Annotated in this window: 20 protein-coding genes; 13 read left to right on the plus strand and 7 right to left on the minus strand. The window is 71.4% G+C overall.

Features of this window, described 5'->3' with window-relative positions; genetic code table 11:
• Positions 1-407 precede the first annotated feature (407 nt).
• From ABZU52_RS16600 to ABZU52_RS16630, 7 genes are all read left to right on the plus strand, one after another.
• The gene (locus tag ABZU52_RS16600; protein WP_354971881.1) at positions 408-1,325 is read left to right on the plus strand and encodes an ABC transporter substrate-binding protein; all 918 of its coding nucleotides are present in this window, start codon (positions 408-410) and stop codon (positions 1,323-1,325) included.
• A 21-nt stretch (positions 1,326-1,346) separates the two neighbouring features.
• Positions 1,347-2,303: a sugar ABC transporter permease gene (locus ABZU52_RS16605; RefSeq protein WP_354971882.1), complete on the plus strand. Its 957-nt coding sequence runs from the start codon at positions 1,347-1,349 to the stop codon at positions 2,301-2,303.
• Positions 2,300-3,181, plus strand: coding sequence for a carbohydrate ABC transporter permease (locus tag ABZU52_RS16610; RefSeq protein ID WP_196921816.1), 882 nt, complete (start codon positions 2,300-2,302; stop codon positions 3,179-3,181). Before ABZU52_RS16605 ends, ABZU52_RS16610 begins: the two co-directional genes overlap by 4 nt.
• A complete protein-coding gene (locus ABZU52_RS16615; protein ID WP_354971883.1) occupies positions 3,178-5,313 on the plus strand; it encodes an alpha-galactosidase in 2,136 nt (711 codons plus the stop codon). The genes ABZU52_RS16610 and ABZU52_RS16615 overlap by 4 nt, the downstream gene beginning before the upstream one ends.
• 94 nt (positions 5,314-5,407) lie before the next feature.
• Positions 5,408-5,809, plus strand: a complete 402-nt coding sequence (locus ABZU52_RS16620; protein WP_354971884.1) for a YciI family protein — start codon at positions 5,408-5,410, stop codon at positions 5,807-5,809.
• 3 nt (positions 5,810-5,812) lie between these two features.
• The gene (locus tag ABZU52_RS16625; RefSeq protein ID WP_354971905.1) at positions 5,813-7,075 is read left to right on the plus strand and encodes a sigma-70 family RNA polymerase sigma factor; all 1,263 of its coding nucleotides are present in this window, start codon (positions 5,813-5,815) and stop codon (positions 7,073-7,075) included.
• A 368-nt stretch (positions 7,076-7,443) separates the two neighbouring features.
• A complete protein-coding gene (locus ABZU52_RS16630; RefSeq protein WP_354971885.1) occupies positions 7,444-7,764 on the plus strand; it encodes a multidrug efflux SMR transporter in 321 nt (106 codons plus the stop codon).
• A 52-nt stretch (positions 7,765-7,816) separates the two neighbouring features.
• Here the strand turns inward: ABZU52_RS16630 and ABZU52_RS16635 are convergent, their stop codons facing one another.
• Positions 7,817-9,193, minus strand: coding sequence for a cellulase family glycosylhydrolase (locus ABZU52_RS16635; protein ID WP_354971886.1), 1,377 nt, complete (start codon positions 9,191-9,193; stop codon positions 7,817-7,819).
• A gap of 374 nt (positions 9,194-9,567) precedes the next feature.
• Here ABZU52_RS16635 and ABZU52_RS16640 point away from each other — a divergent pair, with 374 nt between their 5' ends.
• Positions 9,568-10,530, plus strand: a complete 963-nt coding sequence (locus ABZU52_RS16640) for a TIGR03557 family F420-dependent LLM class oxidoreductase (RefSeq protein WP_354971887.1) — start codon at positions 9,568-9,570, stop codon at positions 10,528-10,530.
• Between the two features lie 151 nt (positions 10,531-10,681).
• Here ABZU52_RS16640 and ABZU52_RS16645 read toward each other — a convergent pair whose 3' ends face one another.
• The 6 genes from ABZU52_RS16645 to ABZU52_RS16670 form a co-directional block, all read right to left on the minus strand.
• Positions 10,682-11,491, minus strand: coding sequence for an endonuclease/exonuclease/phosphatase family protein (locus ABZU52_RS16645; RefSeq protein WP_354971888.1), 810 nt, complete (start codon positions 11,489-11,491; stop codon positions 10,682-10,684).
• An 11-nt stretch (positions 11,492-11,502) separates the two neighbouring features.
• Positions 11,503-12,993, minus strand: a complete 1,491-nt coding sequence (locus ABZU52_RS16650) for a phosphatase PAP2 family protein (RefSeq protein ID WP_354971889.1) — start codon at positions 12,991-12,993, stop codon at positions 11,503-11,505.
• Positions 12,994-13,062: 69 nt separating this feature from the next.
• Positions 13,063-14,064 (minus strand): YihY/virulence factor BrkB family protein, encoded by a 1,002-nt coding sequence (locus tag ABZU52_RS16655; protein WP_354971890.1) that lies wholly within the window; start codon positions 14,062-14,064, stop codon positions 13,063-13,065.
• Entirely contained in the window at positions 14,057-15,061 is a 1,005-nt protein-coding gene (locus ABZU52_RS16660) for a diacylglycerol kinase family protein (protein ID WP_354971891.1), read from the minus strand. The genes ABZU52_RS16655 and ABZU52_RS16660 overlap by 8 nt, the downstream gene beginning before the upstream one ends.
• A gap of 93 nt (positions 15,062-15,154) precedes the next feature.
• Complete coding sequence (locus tag ABZU52_RS16665) at positions 15,155-15,739, minus strand: Clp protease N-terminal domain-containing protein (protein WP_354971906.1); 585 nt, start codon at positions 15,737-15,739, stop codon at positions 15,155-15,157.
• Positions 15,739-15,975: an HTH domain-containing protein gene (locus ABZU52_RS16670; protein WP_030336062.1), complete on the minus strand. Its 237-nt coding sequence runs from the start codon at positions 15,973-15,975 to the stop codon at positions 15,739-15,741. Before ABZU52_RS16670 ends, ABZU52_RS16665 begins: the two co-directional genes overlap by 1 nt.
• A 158-nt stretch (positions 15,976-16,133) precedes the next feature.
• Here ABZU52_RS16670 and ABZU52_RS16675 point away from each other — a divergent pair, with 158 nt between their 5' ends.
• From ABZU52_RS16675 to ABZU52_RS16695, 5 genes are all read left to right on the plus strand, one after another.
• Complete coding sequence (locus ABZU52_RS16675; protein ID WP_354971892.1) at positions 16,134-16,994, plus strand: universal stress protein; 861 nt, start codon at positions 16,134-16,136, stop codon at positions 16,992-16,994.
• 67 nt (positions 16,995-17,061) lie between these two features.
• On the plus strand, positions 17,062-19,455 hold the full coding sequence (locus ABZU52_RS16680) for a phosphoketolase family protein (RefSeq protein WP_354971907.1): 2,394 nt from the start codon (positions 17,062-17,064) through the stop codon (positions 19,453-19,455).
• Positions 19,456-19,466: 11 nt separating this feature from the next.
• Positions 19,467-20,306 carry a universal stress protein gene (locus ABZU52_RS16685; protein ID WP_354971893.1) on the plus strand — a complete coding sequence of 280 codons (840 nt, stop codon included), beginning with the start codon at positions 19,467-19,469 and terminating at the stop codon, positions 20,304-20,306.
• Positions 20,307-20,366: 60 nt separating this feature from the next.
• A complete protein-coding gene (locus ABZU52_RS16690; RefSeq protein WP_354971894.1) occupies positions 20,367-21,362 on the plus strand; it encodes a nitroreductase in 996 nt (331 codons plus the stop codon).
• A 142-nt stretch (positions 21,363-21,504) separates the two neighbouring features.
• Entirely contained in the window at positions 21,505-23,133 is a 1,629-nt protein-coding gene (locus ABZU52_RS16695; protein WP_354971908.1) for a GAF domain-containing protein, read from the plus strand.
• The last annotated feature ends 22 nt before the right edge of the window (positions 23,134-23,155 follow it).

Here is a 23,155-nt window from a genome sequence, read left to right on the forward strand (position 1 = left end):
CCGTCCCCAATCCCAAGCCGAGTACCTGGCTCGGCTCGTACCGCCCTCAGTCGCCGGCATCAATCGGCGATCGGTGCTGGCCGGCGCGGCCGGCACGGGCGCGCTGCTCGGCACCGGCCTGCTCGCCGGCTGCGGCGACGACTCCGGCTCCGGGGGGTCCAGCAAGGACGTGTCGCTCGGCTCGAACCAGTCCGACCCGAAGCCGAAGGACGTCCTCGTCAAGGTCACCGACGGCTTCAAGACCGCGTCCGGGGTGCAGGTCGCGGTGAATACGGTCGACCACAACACGTTCCAGGAAAACATCAACAACTACCTACAGGGCAAGCCGGACGACGTGTTCACCTGGTTCGCCGGCTACCGGATGCGCTTCTTCGCGCAGAAGGGGCCTGGCCAGCGACATCAGCGACGTGTGGGGCAAACTCTCCGGCTACTCCGACGCCTTCAAGAAGGCATCCACCGGCGACGACGGCAAACAGTACTTCGTACCGGCGACGTACTACCCGTGGGCGGTCTTCTACCGCAAGTCGGTGTGGCAGCAACGCGGCTACCAGGTCCCCACCACGCTGGACCAGTTCACCGCGCTCGGCGCGCAGATGAAGAAGGACGGCCTGACCCCGATCGCCTTCGCCGACAAGGACGGTTGGCCGGCGATGGGCACCTTCGACATCCTCAACCTGCGCATCAACGGCTATCAGTTCCACGTCGACCTGATGGCCGGCAAGGAAGCCTGGACCTCCGACAAGGTCAAGAAGGTCTTCGACACCTGGGTCGGCCTGCTCCCCCTGCACCAGCCGGACAGCCTCGGCCGCACCTGGCAGGAGGCCGCGCAGTCGTTGCAGCAGAAGAAGAGCGGCATGTACCTGCTCGGCCTCTTCGTCGGTCAGCAGTTCAGCAACGACGAGCAGGACGACCTCGACTTCTTCACCTTTCCCGAGATCGACCCGGCCATCGGCGCCAAGGCGCTGGACGCCCCGATCGACGGCTACATGATGGCCCGCAAGCCCAAGAACGAGGACAACGCGCGCAAGCTGCTGGAGTACTTCGGCGGCAAGGCCGCGGCGGACATCAACCTCAAGAACGACCCGGCCGTCCTCGTCGCCAACAGTGGCGCGGACGTCGGCGGCTACACCGCGCTGCAGAAGAAGGCCGCCGAACTGGTTGGGTCGGCCACCGAGATCGCCCAGTTCCTCGACCGGGACACCCGGCCGGACTTCGCCTCCACGGTGATCATCCCGGCGCTCCAGCAGTTCATCAAGGACCCCAAGGACATCGGCGGGCTCACCTCGTCCATCGAAAACCAGAAAAAGTCGATCTTCACTGACTGACGGCGGAAGGGGGAGGACATCGTGTCCGACCTGCCCCTGATCCAAGCGGATCGCGCCGTGCCGCCGCCGGCCTCGACCACCTCCACGGGTGGTCGTCGCCGGCGGCTACGGCTCCTGTCCCGCACCGACCGCGTGGTCATCACGCTGATGGTGCTCGTCCCGCTGCTGCTCGTCACCGGGTTCGTCTGGTTGCCGGCGGCGGCCACCGTGCTGCTCTCCGGCACCAACTGGGACGGCATCGGCCCACTCAACGAGATCGAGTTCGTCGGCGCGCGCAACTACAGCGACGTGGTGACCATCTACCCGCCGTTCGTGCCGGCGATCCAGCACAACCTGCTCTGGTTGGCCTCGCTCTTCGTGGTCGCCACCCCGTTCGGCATGTTCCTGGCCGTGCTGTTGGACAAGGAGCTGCGCGGCAGCCGCTTCTACCAGACCGCGCTCTACCTGCCGGTGGTGCTCTCGCTGGCACTAATCGGCTTCGTCTGGCAGCTGCTCTACTCCCGGGACCAGGGCCTGATCAACGCAGTCTTCGGCAGCAACGTCGACTGGTACGGCGACTCGAACGTCAACATCTGGGCGGTCATGGTCGCCTCCGGGTGGCGGCACGTCGGGTACATCATGCTGCTCTACCTGGCCGGCCTGAAGGGCGTCGATCCATCGCTGCGCGAGGCCGCGGCGGTCGACGGCGCCTCGGAGAGCCGGACGTTCTTCCGGGTCGTCTTCCCGGTGCTGCGGCCGATCAACATCATCGTGCTGGTGGTGACCGTGATCGAGTCGCTGCGCGCGTTCGACCTGGTCTGGGTGGTCAACAAGGGCCGCAACGGGCTGGAGCTGATCTCCGCGCTGGTCACCCAGAACGTGGTGGGTGAGGCGAGCCGGATCGGTTTCGGCTCGGCACTGGCAACGATCATGCTGGTCGTCTCGCTGGTCTTCATCACCATCTACCTGGCGACCGTGATGAGGGAGAACCGGGAATGAGCGTGGACACTCCGGTTCGTCGGCGCAGGCTGACCCCGTTGCGGATGCTGCTGCACGGCTTCCTCATCGTCGTATCGCTGGCCTGGCTCTTCCCGATCGCCTGGGCGGTGCTGACCTCGCTGCGCTCGTACGACTACACCGCCGCGAACGGCTACGTCTCCTTCGGCGGCTGGACCTTCGACAACTACGTCACCGCCTGGCGGACCGCGGAGTTCGGCCAGCACTTCCTCAACTCGGTGTACATCACCGTGCCGGCGGTGCTGCTCACCCTCTTCCTCGCCTCCTGCGTGGCGTTCGTCATCGCCCGGTTCAGTTGGAAGCTCAACCTCGTCCTGCTGGGGGTCTTCACCGCCGCCAACCTGCTGCCCCAGCAGGCGCTGCTCATCCCGCTGTTCCGGCTGTTCACCGAGGTGCCGCTGCCGGAGTTCATGAGCGACTCGGAGCTGCTCTACGACAGCTACTGGGGCCTGATCCTGATCAACGTGGCCTTCCAGTGTGGCTTCTGCGTCTTCGTGCTCAGCAACTACATGAAGGCGCTGCCCCGTGACCTGTACGAGGCGGCGATGGTCGACGGGGCGAGCATCTGGCGGCAGTACTGGCAGGTCACCATGCCGCTGTGCCGGCCAGCCCTGGCCGCGCTGGCGACGCTGGAGGTGACCTGGATCTACAACGAGTTCTTCTGGGCCACCGTCCTCATGCGTACCGGCGACAAGTTCCCGGTGACCAGCTCGCTCAACAACCTGCGCGGTGAGTTCTTCACCGACAACAACCTGGTCTCGGCGGGCAGCGTGCTCGTCGCGATCCCCACCCTGGTGATCTTCTTTATGCTCCAGCGGCACTTCGTTCGGGGCCTGACCTTGGGAGCCTCCAAAGGATGACGATCCTGCACCTGCGCCGCGCGCGGACCAGCCTGGTGCTCGACGCGCGCGGCCCGGGGCTGCCCCGGGTCGTGCACTGGGGCGGCGACGTCGGCGACCTCGACGACGACGGCCTGCGCCAGCTCACCGACGCGACCGTACCGCCGGTGGTGCCGAGCAGCTTCGACGAGCCGACCGTGCTGTCCCTGCTGCCGGAGGCGAGCGCCGGCTGGAGCGGCCGACCGGGGCTGGCCGGGCACCGCGACGGACGCGACTGGTCCACCGCATTCCGCCTCGACGGGTTGGACGTGCACGACACCGGGCCGGACACGGTGCTGCTGACCGTGCGCGCGTCGGACCCAGCCGCCGGGCTGACCCTGACCATCGAGATCACCCTCGACCCGTACGGCCTGCTGACCGTTCGGCACCGGCTGCGCAACGACGGCGACAGCGCGTACGAGCTGCGGGAGCTGACGCCGGTGCTGCCGGTGCCGGCGGTCGCCACCGAGCTGCTCGACCTGACCGGCCGGTGGTGTCGGGAGCGGTCCCCGCAGCGGCACCCGTGGCAGCACGGCGCCTGGGTCCGCGAGGGCCGACACGGCCGTACCGGGCATGACGCCACCCTGCTGCTGGTGGCCGGGACCGCCGGCTTCGGCTTCGGCCACGGCGAGGTCTGGGCGGTGCACACCGCGTGGAGCGGCGACCACGTCACGTTCGCCGAGCGTCGGCCCACCGGCGAGTCGACACTCGGTGGCGGCGAACTGCTGGCCCCCGGGGAGATCCGGCTCGGCCCCGGCGAGTCGTACGAGACTCCTCTGCTCTACGCGGTCTGGTCCGACGCCGGGTTGGACGGGCTCAGCGACGTGCTGCACACCCATCTGCGGGCCCGCCCCGAGCATCCGCGCTCCCCCCGTCCGGTGACCCTCAACGTCTGGGAGGCGGTCTACTTCGACCACGACCTGGACCGCCTGCGGGCGCTCGCCGACCGGGCCGCGCAGCTCGGTGTGGAGCGGTTCGTGCTCGACGACGGCTGGTTCCGCGGCCGGCGCGACGACACCGCCGGCCTGGGCGACTGGTACGTCGACGAGGGCGTCTGGCCGGACGGCCTGCAACCGCTCATCGACCACGTCACCGGCCAGGGCCTCCAGTTCGGCCTGTGGGTCGAGCCGGAGATGGTCAACCCCGACTCGGACCTGTTCCGCGCCCACCCCGACTGGCTGCTCGCCGTGCCGGGACGGCTGCCGCCGGCCTGGCGTCACCAGCAGGTGCTCGACCTGGGCCGCCCCGAGGCGTACGACCATGTGCTGGAACGCCTCGACACGCTGCTCACCGACCACCCCGGCATCCGGTACCTGAAGTGGGACCAGAACCGGGACCTCACCGAGGCCGGGCATCACGGCCGTCCCGGGGTGCACGGGCAGACCCTGGCGGTCTACCGGCTGTTCGACGAGTTGCGCGGTCGGCACCCCGGCGTGGAGATCGAGAGCTGCTCGTCCGGCGGGGCCCGGGTGGACCTGGCCATCCTGGCACGTACCGACCGGGTCTGGGCCAGCGACTGCAACGACGCCCTGGAGCGGCTCAGCATCCAGCGCTGGACGGGGCTGCTGCTGCCGCCGGAGCTGATCGGCACCCACGTCGGCCCGGAACGCTCGCACACCACCCACCGCGTACACGACCTGGGTTTCCGGGCGGCGACCGCGCTCTTCGGCCACCACGGCATCGAGTGGGACATCGCGTCGATCAGCGCGGCCGAGCAGACGGAGCTGGCCGCCTGGGTGGCGCTGCACAAGCGGCTGCGCCCGCTGCTGCACGCTGGCCGGGTGGTCCGGGTCGATCACCCGGACCCGGCCGTCTGGGCACACGGCGTGGTCGCCCACGACAACACCCGAGCGGTGTACGCGGTGGCCCGGCTGACCACCTCGGTGACGCAGGTTCCCAACGCGGTGCGGCTGCCCGGCCTCGATCCGGGCCGGCGGTACCGGGTGCGACAGGTGTCGGGCGTACCGGCCCCGGCGACCATCGACCTGTCCGCGCCCACCTGGCTGGCTGGTGGTCTCACCCTCAGTGGGGCGGCGCTGGCCCGGGTGGGCGTGCAACTGCCCGCCCTGCACCCGGAGCAGAGCCTGGTGCTGGAGGTCGACTCGGTCGGCTAGAAATTTCTTTGCTCGGGGTGTCGAGAACGGCGGCGCCTGCTTCTACCTCAGGGTGAGAGCACCGACGAGGGTGCGCAGGTGTGAGGAGCGGACCATGAAGTACATGCTGCTGATGCAGTTCAGCGCCGCCGGGACGGACTTCCCGAGCATCGACACCTGGACCCAGGACGAGGTGCGGGCGCACATCGCGTTCATGGGCGAGGTCAACGACAAGCTCACCGCCGCCGGCGAGTGGGTCGACGGTCAGGGCCTCGGCGGCCCACAGCAGGCTCGGATCGTCCGCGCCGGTGAGGGCGGGACGCCGGTGGTCACCGAGGGGCCGTTCGCCGAGACGAAGGAGTTCCTGGCCGGCTTCTGGATCGTCGACTGCGAAAGCCCGCAGCGGGCGGTGGAGCTGGCCGCGTACATCTCCACCGCGCCCGGCCCCGGCGGCCGGCCGCTGAACATGCCGATCGAGGTGCACCCGATGATGTCCGCCCCACCGCAGGAGTTGTGAGGGCTGAACACCGATCCCCGCACCGAGGACCTGCTGCGCGAGCTGGCGCCGCAGGTCCTCGGCGTGCTCACCCGCCGTTTCGGTGACTTCGCCACCGCCGAGGACGCGGTGCAGGAGGCGCTGCTGGCCGCCGCCACCCAGTGGCCGGCCGACGGGCTGCCGGCGAACCCGCGCGGCTGGCTGATCCAGGTCGGTTACCGCCGGATGATCGAGCAGGTCCGCGGTGAGCAGGCCCGACGCCGCCGGGAGGACCTGGTCGCCCGCCGGGATCCGGACGACCGGCAGTACGCGCCGGCCCCGGACGAGGAGTTGACCGCCGAGCGGGACGACACGCTGGTTCTGCTCTTCCTCTGCTGCCACCCGGCGCTCGCCCCGACGTCGGCGGTGGCGCTGACCCTGCGCGCTGTGGGTGGGTTGAGCACCGCCGAGATCGCCCGCGCGTTCCTGGTGCCCGAGGCGACGATGGCGCAGCGGATCAGCCGGGCCAAGCAGCGCATCCGGGCGTCCGGGCTGCCGTTCCGGATGCCCGAGCCGGCGGAACGGGCGGACCGGTTGGTCGCCGTCCGGCAGGTGCTCTACCTGGTCTTCACCGAGGGGCACACCAGCACCACCGGCCCGGACCTGCGCCGGATCGACCTCGCGGCGGAGGCGATCCGGCTGACCCGCGCGCTGCACACGCTGCTGCCCGACGACAGCGAATCGGCCGGGCTGCTGGCGTTGATGCTGCTCACCGAGGCACGCGGGCCGGCGCGGACCGGGCCTTCCGGCGAGCTGATCTCCCTGGCCGATCAGGACCGCAGCCGCTGGGACGCGGCGGCGATCGCCGAGGGCATCGCCCTGGTCACCCGGGCGCTGCCGCAGGGGCCGGTCGGCCCGTACCAGGTGCAGGCCGCCATCGCCGCCGTGCACGACGAGGCGCCGAGCACCGAGCAGACCGACTGGCCGCAGGTCCTGGCGCTCTACCAGGTGCTGGAACGGATGGCCGGCAGCCCCGTGGTGGCCCTCAACCGGGCCGTGGCGACGGCCATGGTGCACGGACCGGCCGCCGGCCTGGCCGCCCTCGACGCGCTGACCCACGACCCGCAGCTGGCCGGACACCACCGGCTGGCCGCCGCCCGCGCCCACCTGCACGAGATGGCCGGTGACCAGGCCCAGGCGATCGCCGACTACCGGACCGCCGCCGCCCGCACGAGCAGCCGCCCCGAACAGCTCTACCTGACCATGCGGGCAGCCCGACTGGCCGCCGAATCCGTTGATCTCCCGTGACGACAGGGATCAACTGGGGCGACGGCGCAGCCCTGCGGCGGACGACGCAGCCCTGGGGCGGACGACGCAGCCCTGGGGCGGACGACGCAGACCTGCGGCGGTGGGCGGGCGGGTGTGCCGGGCTGCCTTTGGAGCTGATGCCGTAAACGATTCATGCGCCGGGACGAGTGCCGGGCGCACGGCCAACCCGCTGACGAAGTCTGATTCGTCGCCGCATCCGATTCGTTTGTGACATCAGCTCCAAAGGGGTTCTGTGACAGCTGTGGGGCCGCACGGACGTCACGCTGACGGGTCGGACGGACGTCGGCTTCGCCGGCACTAGCCTGGGCATCGTCGGGTTCATCGACCACGAAGGACCGAGGGAACGCATGGCGTACGTGCTGCTGGGGATCGCCATTCTCGCCGAGGTGCTGGCGACCAGCCTGATCAAGAGCACCGCCGGGTTCAGTCGCCTCTGGCCGACGGTGGCGTGCCTCGGCGGCTACGCGTTGGCCTTCCTCCTGCTCGCCCAGGCCGTCAAGGACATCCCGGTGGGCGTGGCGTACGCCCTCTGGTCGGGTCTGGGCACCGCGGCCATCGTGGCGATCGGGGCGGTGTTCCTGGGTGAGTCGGTGGGGTTCGCCAAGCTCACCGGCATCGCGCTGATCATCGCCGGGGTGGTCGTCGTGAACCTGGCCGGGGAGCACTGACCAGGGGTTCCGGTGGCCGGGTCCGACGCGGACCCGGCCACCGGTCCGACGGTCAGCTCGCCGTGCAGCTCAGCACCGGCAGGCTGTTGGTGCCGGTCCAACTGCCGAGGAAGCCGAAGCTGGCGCTGGCCCCGGCGGCCAGTCGCCCGTTGTAGTCGACGTTGCGTGCGGTCACCGTGGTTCCGCTGCTGGTGAGGGCCACGTTCCAGGACTGGGTGACGCGCTGGCCGTTGGCGAAGGTCCACCCGGCGGTCCAGCCGGTGATCGCCCTCGCGCCGGCGGTCACCCGCACGTCAGCCTGGAAGCCGCCCTGCCACTGGTTCGTCACCGTGTACGTCGCCGTGCAACCACCCGCGGGCGGCGGCGTCGTGGGCGGAGGCGTGGTCGGAGGTGGGGTGGTCGGCGGGGGCATGGTCGGCGGGGGCGTGGTCGGCGGCGGGGTGCCGCCGAACACGCTGGCCTCGCGGGCGGTCTGCCGGATCCCGTTGACGCCGTTGAAGAGGCGCTGACCCCATTCGGTCAGGCTCGCCGGGTTGAAGTTGGTGGCCAGGTCGAGATATTCGACTCCGCCGCCGTTGCCGCTCCACGACCAGCCCAGCCATCCGATCCCGTTGGCCTGGCTGTACGCGAGGATGGTGTCCTCGTCCGGGTTCCCGTCGGAGTGGTTGAAGCCGAACTCGCCGACCACGATCGGCAGCCCGGCGGTGCGGAACCGGCCCAGGTAGTCGCTGATCTCCGCGGCGGTGTCGAACACGCCGTACATGTGGACCGAGAAGACCGTGTTGCGCGCCGGGTCGGCGGCGAAGACCGACGCGGCGTTGTCGCGCATGGTGAATGACCAGTCCTGCCCCCAGTTCGGCGCATCCACCATGATCGTGTGGGTCAAGCCGCCGGCCCGCAGGCGCTTGATCGCATTGGCGTTGTCGGTGGCCCACGACGCGTAGTTCTGGTTGCCGTACGGCTCGTTGCCGATGTTGACGATGACGTACCTCTCCTGGCCGGAGAGGACGTCGGCGAGGCTGAGCCAGTAGTCGACGGCGCGGGCGAGCGTGATCGCGCCGCTCTGCTCGCCGTACCCGGTGGTGTCGTGCACCTCCAGCACGCAGATCAGCCGGTTGGCCTTGCAGAGCGAGATGACGTTGGCGACGTCGGCGTTGGTGTTGCGGGTCCACCGGTCGCCGCTGGAGAGCACCACCCGCACGGTGTTCGCGCCGAGCGCCTTGACGTTGGCGAACGAGCTGGTCTGCTGCGGGTACCAGGTGTGCGCATGGTTGACCCCGCGCATGATGAATTCGGCGCCGTTCGCGTCGTACAACTTGCCGCCAGCGACGGAGAAACCGGCCGCGGCGTGCGCTGGCTGGCCGAACGCCAGCACGGTGACGAGCAACGCGAGCACTGTCGCGCCGGCGGCGGAGAGTCGAGTCTTCATGGCCTTCCTCAGGGAGGACCCCCGGTGCCCGACAGGGGTGGGACGTGACAGGGGAAGGCGGCTGCAGCCCGGCAGCCGCGCCCGGCTCCCGGCGCAGGCATCAGCGTAGGCCGATGGAATGGCCTTCGCAACCGGTTCAGTTGGTGGGCCCGAGACCCGGACAGCCGCAACGGCCCACGCGGACGCAGGCCGTCGCGGGGCGGTCATCCCCACCACAGGATGTGCGCCACACCCGGCTCTTAACCGGTTAAGAGCGACGGTAGGCAGGTGACTGCGATCCGTCAAGCACCGAGGCGGTCGAACCGGACGGAAGGGTTGGCCGTCGCGCACCGGGGTATTCCCGGAACGATCCGTCAGTGAGAGGGGATACCAGGATGGTCAGCGTCGGCTACACCCTGATGAGCGAGCAGGCCGGGCCCAAGCAGCTGGTGGACCATGCGGTACGGGCCGAGGCGGCTGGTTTCGACCAACTGGTGATGTCCGACCACTACTACCCCTGGCTGGACTCGCAGGGCCACTCACCGTACGCCTGGTCGGTGCTCGGCGCGGTCGCCCACGCCACCTCCCGCGCGCAGCTGATGTCCTTCGTGACCTGCCCGATCCGCCGCTACCACCCGGCCGTGGTCGCGCAGAAGGCCAGCACGATCGGGGCGCTCTCGGACGGCCGCTTCACCCTCGGTCTGGGCGCCGGGGAGAACCTGAACGAGCACGTGGTCGGCGGGTGGCCGCACGTCCAGCAGCGGCACGAGATGTTCGAGGAGGCGTTGCAGATCATCCGGCCGCTGCTCAACGGGGAGACGCTGACCTTCTCCGGCAACCACTTCGACGTGCCCGACGCCTACGTCTGGGACCGCCCGGAACGGCCGGTGCCGATGGCCGTCGCCGCGTCCGGTCGACAGTCCGCGACGCTGGCCGCCGAGTACGGCAACGGCCTCATCTCCACCGAACCCGACCGGCACATCATCGAGATGTACGACGACGCCGGCGGCGCCGGCCAGCCCCGGTACGGCCAGGTGGCCATCTGCTACGGCCCCGACGAGGCGGAGTGCCGCAAGATCGTGCACGACCAGTTCCGCTGGTTCGGGATGGGTTGGAAGGTCAACGCCGACCTGCCCGGCCCGGAGTCGTTCGCCGCCGCCACCCAGTTCGTCCGCGAGGAGGACGTCGCCCAGGGCATCCCCTGCGGTCCGGAGGTGGACGTGCACGTCGAGGCGTTCCGCAAGTTCGTCGACGCCGGCTTCACCCACGTGGCGATCATTCAGGTCGGTGGGGAGACCCAGCCGATGTTCCTGGACTGGGCGCAGGAGCAACTGCTGCCCCGACTGCGCCAACTGTGAACGGGAAGAGGTAGCCCTCATGCGCTTCGGCAACACGGAGATCCGCCCGCTCGGCGGTGGCCTCGGCTGCCTCCTGATGATCCTCTTCTCGATCGTGGCCTCGGTGCTGCTGACCGTCCTGCTCAACCTGGTGCTCTGAGGTCCGGCGGCCTCAGCCGGCGGACAACTTCAGGGTGGCGAGCAGCGGATAGTGGTCGGAGGCCGTCGCCGCCGCGCCGTCACGGATCACCCGGCAGTCGCGGACCCGTCGCGCCAGCGCGGGGCTGGCGAGCAGATAGTCCAGCCGCATCCCGGCGAACTCGGCCCCGCCGAGTCGGGTGGGCACGGTGAGGCCGGCGGCCTCCGGTGCGCCGACGTTGGCCGACGGCCAGAGGTCGACGAGGCCGGCGGCGAGCAGCCGGGCGATCGCCCGGGTGTCCACGGCGTCGCCGGAGCGACGCAGGTGCCGCCGCCGGTAGAGGGTGGGCATGCCGGCCAGGCGAGCGGTGTGGTCGACGGTCGGGTCCAGCGAGTTGAGGTCGCCGGTGACCAGCGTCAGCGGCGCCTGGTTGCGGCGCATCGCGGCAACCAACCAGTCGACCTCCATCCGCCGACGGCCCCCGGAGTACGGGTAGAGGTGGGTGCCCAGCACGGTGAACGGGCCATCGGACGTGGCCACCACGACGCGGGCGGCGGCGTGGTGGAACGGGCGGCGCACCGACCCCGCGTCGATCATCCGGTACGGCGGCCGGACCAGCACCGCCACCGGCTGCCCGAAGCAGGACCGGGCCAGGTGGGGCGTCATCCCCACCCGGCCCGCCACCGTCGCCATCAGCCCGTCCCGGTCGAAGCCGCGCAGCTCCTGAAGGGCCAGCACGTCCGGTGCCTGCTCGTTGACGACCTGGACGATCTGATCCAGCCGATCGGAGCCGCCGCGGTCCCGGCCGCCGGTGCGAACGTTCCAGGTCATCACCCGCAGCACGACGGCCGCGCCTAGTCGGCTCGGCCGGCCCGCGCCAGCTCGTCGTCGAGAGTGTGCACGTGCTCCGACTCGATGGCCGGTTGGTTGCCTTCCTTCAGGTCCTCGTTCGGGCGGATCACCAGGTAAAGCAGCCCGATCCAGAGCGCGGAGAGCAGGATCGCGCCCATGAAGTCGGTCGGGTGGTGCATCCCCCGGTACATCCGGGAGGTGGCCACCCCGACCGGCATGAGCACGGCGAGCGCCACGAAGATCCAACGCCACCACCGGTCGGTACGCGGGAACACGATGAGGGTGATCGCCAGCCAGACGCAGATGGTGGCCGCGATGTGCCCGGACGGGAACGACGAGGTGGGCATCTGCCCGTCCAGGTTCTCCACCGGCGGACGCGGCCGGTCGACCGCGCGGGCCGACGCGAGGAAGAGGGTCAGCTCACCTACCATCGCCAGCGCCACGAAGAGCACCGGACGCCAGCGCCGCCACACCGCCAGCACCAGCGGGCAGAACACCAGCGAGATCAGCAGGATGGCATGGGTGTCACCGAACTTGCTCCACCACCAGCTGACCTCGGTCAGCACCTCGGTGTGCCGCTCGGCGAACCAGCGCGGCACCTGGGTGTCGAGGGTGTCGAAGAAGGTGCCCTTGGCGTGGTAGCTGACGTACGTGCCGAAGCCGTACAGCGCCCCGAACACGATCACCCAGCCGACCAGCAGCTCGGCCACCGCCGAACGGGGGTGGGCCAACACGTGTTCCTCGGCCGGGGCGGGCGCGATGTCGTGCCCCGCCTCCGGCTCCAGGCCCTCGGTCAGCGGCGGCACCGGCCTCCCCCGCTCCCGGCGCCACAGCCGGAAGGCGTACGCGGTGACGCCCAGCCAGGCGGCCCCGAGCAGCCAGGCGCCCAGCACGTCGGAGACGAAGTGCACGCCCAGCGCGATCCGGGTCAGCCCGACCAGTGCCACCAGCACACCGACGCCGACGATGGCCGGCTTGCGCCAGCGGGGCGCCATCGCCGGCAGGAACACCAGCAGCAGCGCCCCGTACGCGACGAACGAGCCGAGCGCGTGCCCGCTCGGGAAGCTGTTGCCGGGCGCGCTGGCGATCGGCACGTCCACCACCGGGCGGAGCCGGCCGACCAGCGTCTTCAGTGACGGGTCGAGGATCAGGCCACCGACCCCGGTGATGATCAGGTAGACGGCGAGTCGGGGTTGCCGCCGGATCAGCAGCCCGACCACGGCGATGGTGACCAGCCAGATGAGGATCGGCCGGCCGCCCAGGCCGGTCACCGCCTGGAGCACGGTGACCAGCGCGTGGTGCGGGGCGACGAGCCCGTTGAACCACTCGGCGACCGCGTGGTCGGCATCCTGGAGGGGGCTCCACCGCACCCGGACAAGCAACAACAGCAGCCCGAAGGCCACCCCGGCACCGGTGACGGCCACCAGCCCGGCAATGCTCCGTTCGGCAAAATGACCGACCGGACGGCGCGCCACCTCTTTGACCGCGGTCACCCCGCACCTCCCTTTCCTGTCTGGCGAGGCGCTTTACCCGATCCGCGTCCGTCGTACACGCCGGTGCCGTCAGAGCGCCGACATGTCCCCGGTGTCGTACAGCTCGGCGCGGTCCGGGTCGGGCTCCCACAGGTCGGGTTGGGCGGGTTCCTGCACGCCGATGCGCAAAGCCTCCAGTTGGGCGGCGAAGGCCAGCCCACCGAAGAGCGCCATCCCGGTCAGGTTGGCCCAGAGCAGCAGCGCCATCATGCCGGTCAGGGCACCGTAGGTCTGCCCGAAACCGTCACTGAACCGCACGTACGCGGCGAGCAGCAGGCTGGCCAGCCACCACAGCGCCGTGGCGATGCCGGCGCCGAACAACAGCCAGGACACGCCGGGCTGGTTGCGGCGCGGCGCGTGTCGGAACAGCACGGCGACGGCGACGACGGTCAGCCCGAGGCTCAGCGGGAAGCGGATCACGTCCCAGATGCCGTTGGCTAACGCGCCCCACTCGTAGTGTTCGCGGACCGAGTCGCCCATCGCGCCGCCGCCGACCAGGATCAGGAAGCCGGCGAGCGCGGGCAGGCCCGCGGTGACGGCCAGCACGGCGGCGCGCAGGTACTTCCGCAGCGCCGGGCGGTCCCGCTCGACGCCGTAGATGCGGTTGGCGCCCCGCTCGATCTGGGCCATCGTGGTGGTGAGCGCGAACAGGCCGGTGAGCAGACCGAGGGTGAGCGCCAACTCTCCCGCGTCCTCGACGCGTTCGCCCTCGCCGAGCAGCTCGGCGACCATCTGCGCGCTCTGCCCGGGGGTGAGCGCCAGCACGGTGTCGGCGACCACCTGGCCGCCCTCCTCGACGCCCAGCTTGCTGATCAGGCCGGTGAGGGCGATCAGGAACGGCACCACGGCGAGGCAGAGTTGCAACGCGAAGGCTCGGGAGTGGCTGAACCCGTCGCCGTAGCGGAACCGGATGAACGCGTCCCGCAGCAGGTGCCAACCGCCCTGCCCACGCAGGGTGTGCCAGGCGTCGTCGGCGGACAGCTCCTCGTCGGCCATCAGCCGGGTCTCCGGCACGATCCGGGTACTACTCACGGCGTGCTTCCTCGATCAGCTGCTCGCCCCGCTCCCCGGCGCCTTGCGCGTCAACGGCCAGGTCCGGGGCGTCCTCGGGCTGGGGGACGCAGAGCCAGAGCGCCTGGGGCCGGATCTCCGCCCGCAGTTGCCGACCCGGGGAGATCAGGTCGCCGTCCAACTCCCGAGGTTGCGCCCGGTTGCTGGTGACCACCACCCGCCGGCCCCGGAACACCTCCAGCTGCGGCACCTGGCCGCTGCGGCGGATCACCGCCCAGCCGAGCGCGAGCCAGTGTCGCAGGTTGCGCGGGGTGAGCACGGCGACGTCGAGCCAGCCGTCGTCCGGCTCGGCCTCGGTCAGCAGGGTCACGCCGCCCTGCAACCGGCCCACGTTGGCGATCAACACCGAACGGGCCCGGCGGCGCACCGGCGGCCGGTCGTCGATGCGGATCTGCACCCGCATCGGCCGGTCCCGTAGGTGGCGGGCGGCGCCCATCACGTACGCCGGCCAGCCGATGCGGGCCTTGGTCGTCTCGCTGGTGGCTTCGAGCATCTGGGCGTCGAAGCCCATGCCGGCCATCACGGTGAAGTACTGATCCTCGACGGCGCCGACGTCGAGCAGTCGCCGGCCGCGTTCCACGGCGACCTGGAGCCCGGCGGCCAGGTCGGTGGAGAGCCCCAGGTTGGCGGCGAGCAGGTTGCCGGTGCCCTGCGGCAGCACGGCGAGGGCCACGTCGGTGCCGACCAGCCCGCTCACGCAGGCCATCACGGTGCCGTCGCCGCCGCAGGCGAAGACCAGGTCGACGCCATCCTTGACGGCCTGTTCGGTCTGACCGCGCCCCGGGTCTTCGACTGTCGTCTCGTACCACTGCGGCGCGGGCCAACCGGCCGCGGCCAGGGCGTCGTCGACGGTGCGACGCAGCTCGTCGAGATCGTCGACCTTGACCGGGTTGACCACCACGGCGGAGCGCAACCCGCCGTCGCCGCCCGAGGGCCGCCTGTCCTGTCCAGCATCCACGGCGCCAGTGTGCAGCACCCGGACGGCTTCAGCGACCCGGCGGGCGGCCCGCGTCGGAAGTGCCACAGACAGGTTTCAGGACGGTCGCACCCGTCAGGCCGCCGCCCGCAGCGCGAGCTCCACCCGTCGGCGCAGATCGTCGAGGTCGACCCCGGACTCGGTGAGCACCAACGCCCCCAGCCCCTGGCCTTCCCGGAGCACCCCGAGCAGGATGTGCTCGGTGCCGATGTGGCGGTGGTGCAGGCGCAGCGCCTCCCGCAGCGACAACTCCAGCGCCTTCTTCGAGCGGGGCGAGAACGGGCCGCCGAGGTACCGCCGCCGCCGGCGACCCCAGCGGCTGCGCGGTGCCGGCACGGCCTCGCGCAGCGCGTCCGGGCCGAAGGACTCCTCGATGCGGGCCACGATCGCGGCCAGGTCGATGCCGATCTCCCGCAGGGCCGCGGCGTCCGCGTCGCCGAGGCCGGCGCCGCCGCTGGCGGTGTGCCGGTGGATGCGTTCGCGAAGGTCGTCGGCGCGTACGCCGGCGTCGGCGAGCACCCGGCTGGCCAGGCCGGCGTCGTCGGCGAGCAGGGCGAGCAGCAGGTGCTCGGTGCCGACCGGGCGTTGACCCTCGGCCCGAGCCTCCTCCAGCGCCCGGCGCACCACGTCGCGCGCCCGGTCGGTGAACCGTTCGAACATCACGCCTCCCAGGATGAGTTGACCGCCGGTCGCCCGGCGTGCTTCTTGTGCACCGCCTGCCGGCTGACTTCGAGCGTGTCGGCGATCTCCTGCCAGGACCAGCCCTGTCGTCGGGCGTTGTCCACCTGGACCACCTCTAGCCGCTCGAGCAGCCGGCGGAGCGCGCGGACGGCGCGCAGCCCGACCCGGGGGTCGGTGCTGCCGGCTGCCGCCGCGAGTTCTGTCGCCTGACTCATGCCGTCAACATACGTTGACAGCGCAACTCGTGTCAACCCTGGTTGACATGATCGGCCGGGCGATAACGCAACGACGCCGCGCCACCGTACTCATCCGACTACCCTCGGTCAGGGACAGCTTGGTCGTGCCGGGCGCGACGCCCGGGAGGTGATATCGGATGGCCGCACCCGCCGACGCAGCGGTGCTGGTCGGCCTCGGGTCGGAACTCGACCTTCCGGTCGTCGAACAGGCCGCGCAGGAGGCCGCCGGACACGGCCGGCCACTGCACCTGCTGCACACCTTCGACTGGCGTGCGGCCTTCGCGGCGGACACCGTCGCCGCGCCCCGCGACCAGGCCGAGAAACTGATCACCCGCGCCGCCCACCTCGCCCACCAGACCGAACCGGGGCTGACCGTACGCGGCGAGATCGCCGAGAGCGCCCTGCTGCCCACCCTCATCCGTCGCTCGGAGGCCGCCTTCCTGCTGGCCGTCGGCGACAGCGGGATGGTGGGCAGCGGCCAGTGCATACCGGCCGAGACGACAGCAGTGCAGTTGGCCGCCCGGGCCGGCTGCCCCCTGTTGGTGGTTCGGCGCGAGCCGCCGCCGCAGGGCCCGGTGCTGGTGGGCGTGGACGGCTCGCCCAGCTCACACATTGCCCTGCAGTGGGCCGTGCAGTGCGCGGCCCGCCGGGCCGCCCGACTGCTGGCGCTGCGGGTGGCGAAGTACGACGAGAACACCGACGCGGTCACCGAGCAGCTCAGCGAGGCGCTGGCCCGGCACATCGACAGTCACGGCGCGGTGCCGACCGAGTGTCGCGTGATGCGTGGCGACCCCGCCGAGGTGCTGATCGACACGTCCCGCAACACGCAGGTGGCGCTCGTCGCGGCCCGCGGCGACGAACCGGGCCGGGCCATGCTGGGCGCGGTCGCCCAGTCCCTGCTCTATCACTCCCCGGCCCCGGTCGTCATCGTCCGCGGTCTGGCCGAGGCGCCGCTGGCCGGGCCGGGAGCCCGCCCGGCGCGGGACCAACGGCCCTGACCCGGGGCGTCGGCGGCGGCGAGGCTGGACGCCGGACGCCCCACCCCTACCCGCGAGAGGCAGCATGATGGACACCGCTCTCGACGTGCACCGCGCCCTCACCGACGACGAGCTGCGCCGGCTGGACGCCTACTGGCGTGCCGCGAACTACCTCACCGTCGGGCAGATCTACCTGCTGGACAATCCGCTGCTGCGGGAGCCGCTGGCCCCCGACGACATCAAACCTCGGCTGCTCGGGCACTGGGGCACCAGCCCCGGTCTCAACCTGATCTACGCCCACCTCAACCGGGTGATCGTGGCGCGCGACCTCAACGCCATGCTGGTCACCGGGCCCGGTCACGGCGGTCCGGCCATCGTGGCCAACACCTGGCTGGAGGGCACCTGGTCGGAGCGCTACCACGACGTGGCGCGCGACGAGGTCGGGATGTGCCGGCTGTTCCGCCAGTTCTCCTTTCCGGGCGGCATCCCCAGCCATGTGGCGGCGGACGTGCCGGGTTCGATCCACGAGGGCGGCGAGCTGGGGTACGCGCTGAGCCACGCCTACGGCGCCGCGTTCGACCACCCGGACCTGCTGGTGGCCTGCGTGATCGGCGACGGCGAGGCGGAGACCGGGCCGCTGGCCGGCAGTTGGCTCTCCAATGTGTTCCTCAACCCGGCGCGCGACGGCGCGGTGCTGCCCATCCTGCACCTCAACGGCTACAAGATCGCCAACCCGGCCGTGCTGTCCCGGATCCCCGAGAGCGACCTGCTCGACCTCCTGCGCGGGTCGGGCTACCAGCCGTACGTGGTGGCCGGCGACGAGCCCGCCCAGGTGCATCGGATTCTCGCGGCGACGATGGACCGCGTGCTGGACGAGATCGCCGAGATCCAGCGGCGGGCCCGCACCGGTGGCGTCGTCGAACGCCCTCGCTGGCCGATGATCGTTCTGCGGACGCCGAAGGGCTGGACCGGCCCGCGCGAGGTCGACGGCACCCAGGTGGAGGGCACCTACCGTGCCCACCAGGTGCCACTGTCGGAAGTCCGCGACAACCCGGCGCACCTGGCCGAGCTGGAGCACTGGTTGCGCAGCTACCGGCCGGAGGAGCTGTTCGACGCGACCGGCGCCCCGGTGGACGAGCTTCTGACGCTGCCGCCGCGCGGTGACCGGCGGATGAGCGCCAACCCGGTCACCAACGGCGGCCAGGTGTTGCGCGACCTGACCCTGCCGGACTTCCGCGACTACGCCGTGGAGGTTCCCGAACCGGGTACCCCGATCGCCGGCGCGGCCGGGGTGCTCGGCCCGTGGATCCGCGACGTCATCGCCGCGAACCCGGAGACGTTCCGGCTGTTCGGCCCGGACGAGGTCGCGTCCAACCGGTTGGGCGCCGCCTTCGAGGTGACCGACCGGGCCTGGGTGGCCGCCACCGTGCCCGGCGACGAGCACCTCTCCCCCGACGGGCGGGTCATGGAGGTGCTCTCCGAGCACCTGTGCCAGGGCTGGCTGGAGGGCTACCTGCTGACCGGTCGGCACGGGGTGTTCACCAGCTACGAGGCGTTCATCCACATCGTCGACTCGATGCTCAACCAGCACGCCAAGTGGCTGAAGGTGACCCGGGCCATCCCCTGGCGGCAGCCGCTCGCCTCACTGAACTACCTGCTGTCCAGCCACGTCTGGCGGCAGGACCACAACGGTTTCTCCCACCAGGACCCGGGCTTCATCGACCACGTGGTCAACAAGAAGGCCGAGGTGGTGCGGGTCTACCTGCCGCCGGACGCGAACACGCTGCTCGCCACCATGGACCACTGCCTGCGCAGCCGGCACTACATCAACGTGGTGGTGGCCGGTAAGCAGGCTGCGCCGAACTGGCTGACGATGACCGAGGCGATCCAGCACACCCGCCGTGGCCTGGGCATCTGGGAGTGGGCCAGCAACGACGGCGGCACCGAACCGGACGTGGTGCTCGCCTGCTGCGGAGACGTGCCCACCCTGGAGACGTTGGCCGCCGTCGAGCTGCTGCGCCGCAACCTTCCGGAGCTGAAGGTGCGGCTGGTGAACGTGGTCGACCTGATGCGGCTTCAGCCGGACACCGAGCATCCACACGGTCTGACCGACAACGAGTTCGACACCATCTTCACCCGGGACCGGCCGATCATCTTTGCCTACCACGGCTACCCGTGGCTGATCCACCGACTCACCTACCGGCGCAGGAACCACGAGAACCTGCACGTACGCGGGTACAAGGAGGAGGGCACCACCACGACGCCGTTCGACATGGTGATGCTCAACGACCTGGACCGCTTCCACCTGGTCATCGACGTCATCGATCGGGTGCCCGGGTTGGCCGCCCGCGCCGCGCACCTGCGCCAACGGATGGCCGACGCCCGGCAGGCGGCCCGCGACTACACCCGCCAGTTCGGCGAGGACGACCCTCAGGTCGCCGAGTGGCGCTGGGTCCGCGAAACCGATCCGACCACCCCCTGAAGGAGGACGACGTGCGTAACGCCGAGATCCTGGTCGGCTACGACGGCTCCACCGACGCCTCGATGGCAGTGGACTGGGCCGTGGACGAGGCGCGGCACAGCGGCCAACCGGTGCGGCTGGCGTACGTCTTCGAATGGCTGACCGTGGCCAGTTGGGTCGGCCCGGGCGTGGCCCCCGGCGTGTGGCCCGACGACACCGCCCGCCGGCAGGTCGACGACCTGGTCCGCAAGGCGGCGGCGGACGCCGCCGCAGCCAACCCCGGGCTGCAGATCACCGGCGAGGTGTACGACGGGCCACCCGCGCTGGTGTTGCAGGAACGCTCGGCCGAGGCCGGGATGCTGGTGCTCGGCAGCCGAGGCCACGGCGGATTCGGCGGCCTACTTGTCGGGTCGACGGCGGTCTCGGTCGCCGCGCACGCCCACTGCCCGGTCGTGGTGGTCCGCGACGGGCCCTCGGCCGCCGGCCCGGTGGCGGTCGGCGTGGACGGCTCGGAACCCTCGCTGGTGGCGCTCGGCTTCGCGGTCGAACGGGCGGCGCAACGGCGGACGCCGCTGCGTGTCCTGCACGCCTGGACCCCGGGCCCCGACGCGGCGGCCGGGGTGCCCGACGAGCGGGCCGCCGTGGAGCAGACGCTGGAGACGTGGCGGCGGACATTCCCCGACCTGGCGGTGAGCGTCGACCTGGTGCCGACCAGCCCGGCGGCGATGCTGATCGAGGCGAGTCGAGACGCGCAGCTGATCGTTGTCGGCAGTCGGGGCCGGGGCGGGCTGGCCGGCATGCTGCTCGGCTCGGTCAGCCAACAGCTCATCCAACACGCCGCCTGCCCGGTTGCCGTGGTCCGGGAACGCTGAGACCGATATCCGGCCACCCGTGGTCCAGGTGGTCACCGCTAAGACGGAAAGGTCGTGACGATGAGTCAGGTAAGCCAGCTGACCACCGCGCTGGCGGAGGCCGCCGCCACCGCCGGCCACGCCCCCTCGGTGCACAACACGCAGCCCTGGCGTTGGCGGGTGCTTCCCGACGCGCTGGAGCTGCACTGGGTCGCCGACCGACAACTCGCGGCGGGTGACCCGGAGGGACGACTGCTGGTGATCAGCTGCGGCGCCGCCCTGCACCACGCCCGGCTGGCACTCGCCGCCGAGGGCTGGCGCGCGGTGGTGCGGCGCCTACCCGACCCGGGCGACACCAGCCTGCTGGCCCGCCTGACCGACCTGACCCGGACCGAGGCCGACCCCGACGCCATGCGCCTCGTGCAGTGCATGTCGGTGCGGCACACCGACCGGCGGCCGGTCAGCGACGAGCCGGTGCCGACCGACGCGATCGGGGAGATCGCGCGGGCGGTCACCGCCGAGGGCAGCCACCTGCAGATCCTCGACCGCGACCAGGTCCTGGAGTTGGCCGCCGCGGCCGGGCACGCCGGCACCGTCGAGGCCGAGGACCCGGAGCTGCGCGCCGAGCTGGCGTACTGGACGAGCCGCGCCGACGCCGGCACCGGTCTGCCCGCCGACGTGCTCCCCGAGCAGCCGCCACAGACCACCGTGCCCGGTCGTGACTTCGGCCGCCCCGGCAGCCTGCCGGTCGGCCCGGGCCACGACCGCGCGGCGGTGTACGCGCTGCTGCACGGCGACGAGGACGAGCGGGACAGCTGGCTGCGCGCCGGTGAAGCGCTGTCCGCCGGCTGGCTGACCGCCACCCGGCTCGGCGTGTCGGTGGTGCCGCTCAGCGGGGTCGTCGAGGTCCCGGGTACCCGGGAGTCGCTGCGTCAGGTGCTCGCCGGCATCGGCTTCCCGTACCTCGCGCTGCGCCTGGGGATCGCGGACCCGGCGCACGCGGGGCCGCCGCACACCCCGCGACTGGCCAGCGAACAGGTGGTCGACACCTCCGCCGTGCGCGGCGACCGGTCCTGACCGGTCGGTCACCGGCGCCCGGCGACGCTACGATCGCGCGGTGACCAGCAGCGTCCCGCAGCCGCGCCCGGAATCCCCGGTGACGCCGTCGCTCGGCCTGAGTCCGCTGTCCCGGGTCCGCCTCGACGAGCTGCTCCAGGAAATGCTGGACCGGGTCGGTGAGGTGATGACCAGCCGGGAGCGTCTGCGGGCCCTGCTCGACGCGGTGGTCGGCATCGGCACCAACCTGGATCTGCGCACCACCCTGCAACGCATCGTGCAGGCGGCCTGCGAGCTGGTCGGCGCCCGGTACGGCGCGCTCGGCGTGGTCGGCCCGGACCGGCTGCTGCACGACTTCATCGTGCACGGGATCACGCCCGAGCAACATGAGCGGATCGGCGACCTGCCGCACGGTCGGGGCGTGCTCGGCCTGCTCATCGACGACCCCCGGCCGCTGCGGATGCCCGACATCACCCAGCACCCCCGCTCCTACGGTTTCCCCGCCAACCACCCGCCGATGCGCAGCTTCCTGGGCGTGCCGGTGCGCATCCGCGACCAGGTCTTCGGCAACCTCTACCTGGCGGAGAAGCAGGGCGGCGCGCAGTTCACCGAGGACGACGAGGAGATCGTCGTCGCGCTCGCCGCCGCCGCCGGCGTGGCCCTCGAGAACGCCCGCCTGTACGCCCTGGCGCACCGGCGGGAACGCTGGCTCGCCGCCACCGCCGAGATCACCACGGTGCTGCTCGGCGAGGTGCGTCGTACCGACGCGTTGGCGTTGGTCGCCCGCCGGGCCCGTGAGGTCGCCGAGGCCGAGCTGGCGCTGGTGCTGCTCTACGACACCGACACCGGGCAGTTCTCCGTGGAGGTGGTCGACGGCGCCGACGAGCAGGCCGGCGCCCTCGTCGGCGCGGTCCTGCCGGCCGTCGAGACCAGTTTCGGCGCGGCGGTCGCCGAGGGCCGGCACGACCAGGTGGACGACCTGGCGCACGCCGCGCCGTGGCCGGCGCTGCTGCGCACCGGTCCGGCGATGATCTCGCCCCTCGCCACTGCCGAGACCCTGCACGGCGTGCTGATCGTGGCGCACCGGCCGGAGCGCGGCGGTGGCGCCAGCGAGGAGGATCTGACCCTGCTGGGCAGCTTCGCCGGGCAGGCCGCGCTGGCCATGGAGCGGGCGCGCGGCCAGGAGGAACGGGAACTGCTGGTGGTTCTTGAGGACCGCGAGCGGATCGCCCGGGACCTGCACGACGTGGTGATCCAACGGCTCTTCGCCACCGGACTGCAACTGCAGAGCGCCGCCCCGATGGCCCGCCCGGAGCTGGCCAAGCGGATCAACGCGGCCGTCGACGATCTGGACGCCACCATCCGGGACATCCGCCGGACCATCTTCGAACTGCGTACGCCGATGACCTCGGAGTTGCGCACCGAGATCCGTACCGCGATCGAGGCCGCCGCCGAATCGCTGGGCTTCAAGCCGCACCTGGAGCTGACCGGGCCGGTGGACAGCGCCGTGCCGGACGCCATCCGCCCGGACCTCACCGCCGTGCTGCGCGAAGCCCTATCGAACGTGGTCCGCCACGCCCAGTGCACCCGCGTCGACGTCGTCGTACGCGTCGACGCCGGCCAGGTCACCGTGACGGTCACCGACAACGGGGTGGGCTGCGACCCGGCCGCCGCCCGGGGTGGTCTGGTCAACCTGCGCGAACGCGCCAGCCGTCTGGCCGGCACCTTCACCATCCTTCCGGCCGAGCCGCACGGCACCGAGGTGCGCTGGGCGGTGCCGCTGCGCGACTGACCGCCGCTGGGCCGTGCCGCCG

Source organism: Micromonospora sp. NPDC005220, from assembly GCF_040607895.1.
Classification (GTDB): domain Bacteria; phylum Actinomycetota; class Actinomycetes; order Mycobacteriales; family Micromonosporaceae; genus Micromonospora.

Excerpts from the sequence above, each read along its gene's own strand:
- ABZU52_RS16610 (WP_196921816.1), top strand. The coding sequence starts at position 2,300 with ATGAGCGTGGACACTCCGGTTCGTCGGCGCAGGCTGACCCCGTTGCGG.
- ABZU52_RS16615 (WP_354971883.1), top strand. The coding sequence starts at position 3,178 with ATGACGATCCTGCACCTGCGCCGCGCGCGGACCAGCCTGGTGCTCGAC.
- ABZU52_RS16620 (WP_354971884.1), top strand. The coding sequence starts at position 5,408 with ATGAAGTACATGCTGCTGATGCAGTTCAGCGCCGCCGGGACGGACTTC.
- ABZU52_RS16630 (WP_354971885.1), top strand. The coding sequence starts at position 7,444 with ATGGCGTACGTGCTGCTGGGGATCGCCATTCTCGCCGAGGTGCTGGCG.
- ABZU52_RS16635 (WP_354971886.1), bottom strand. The coding sequence starts at position 9,193 with ATGAAGACTCGACTCTCCGCCGCCGGCGCGACAGTGCTCGCGTTGCTC.
- ABZU52_RS16640 (WP_354971887.1), top strand. The coding sequence starts at position 9,568 with ATGGTCAGCGTCGGCTACACCCTGATGAGCGAGCAGGCCGGGCCCAAG.
- ABZU52_RS16665 (WP_354971906.1), bottom strand. The coding sequence starts at position 15,739 with ATGTTCGAACGGTTCACCGACCGGGCGCGCGACGTGGTGCGCCGGGCG.
- ABZU52_RS16670 (WP_030336062.1), bottom strand. The coding sequence starts at position 15,975 with ATGAGTCAGGCGACAGAACTCGCGGCGGCAGCCGGCAGCACCGACCCC.
- ABZU52_RS16675 (WP_354971892.1), top strand. The coding sequence starts at position 16,134 with ATGGCCGCACCCGCCGACGCAGCGGTGCTGGTCGGCCTCGGGTCGGAA.
- ABZU52_RS16680 (WP_354971907.1), top strand. The coding sequence starts at position 17,062 with ATGGACACCGCTCTCGACGTGCACCGCGCCCTCACCGACGACGAGCTG.
- ABZU52_RS16690 (WP_354971894.1), top strand. The coding sequence starts at position 20,367 with ATGAGTCAGGTAAGCCAGCTGACCACCGCGCTGGCGGAGGCCGCCGCC.
- ABZU52_RS16695 (WP_354971908.1), top strand. The coding sequence starts at position 21,505 with ATGCTGGACCGGGTCGGTGAGGTGATGACCAGCCGGGAGCGTCTGCGG.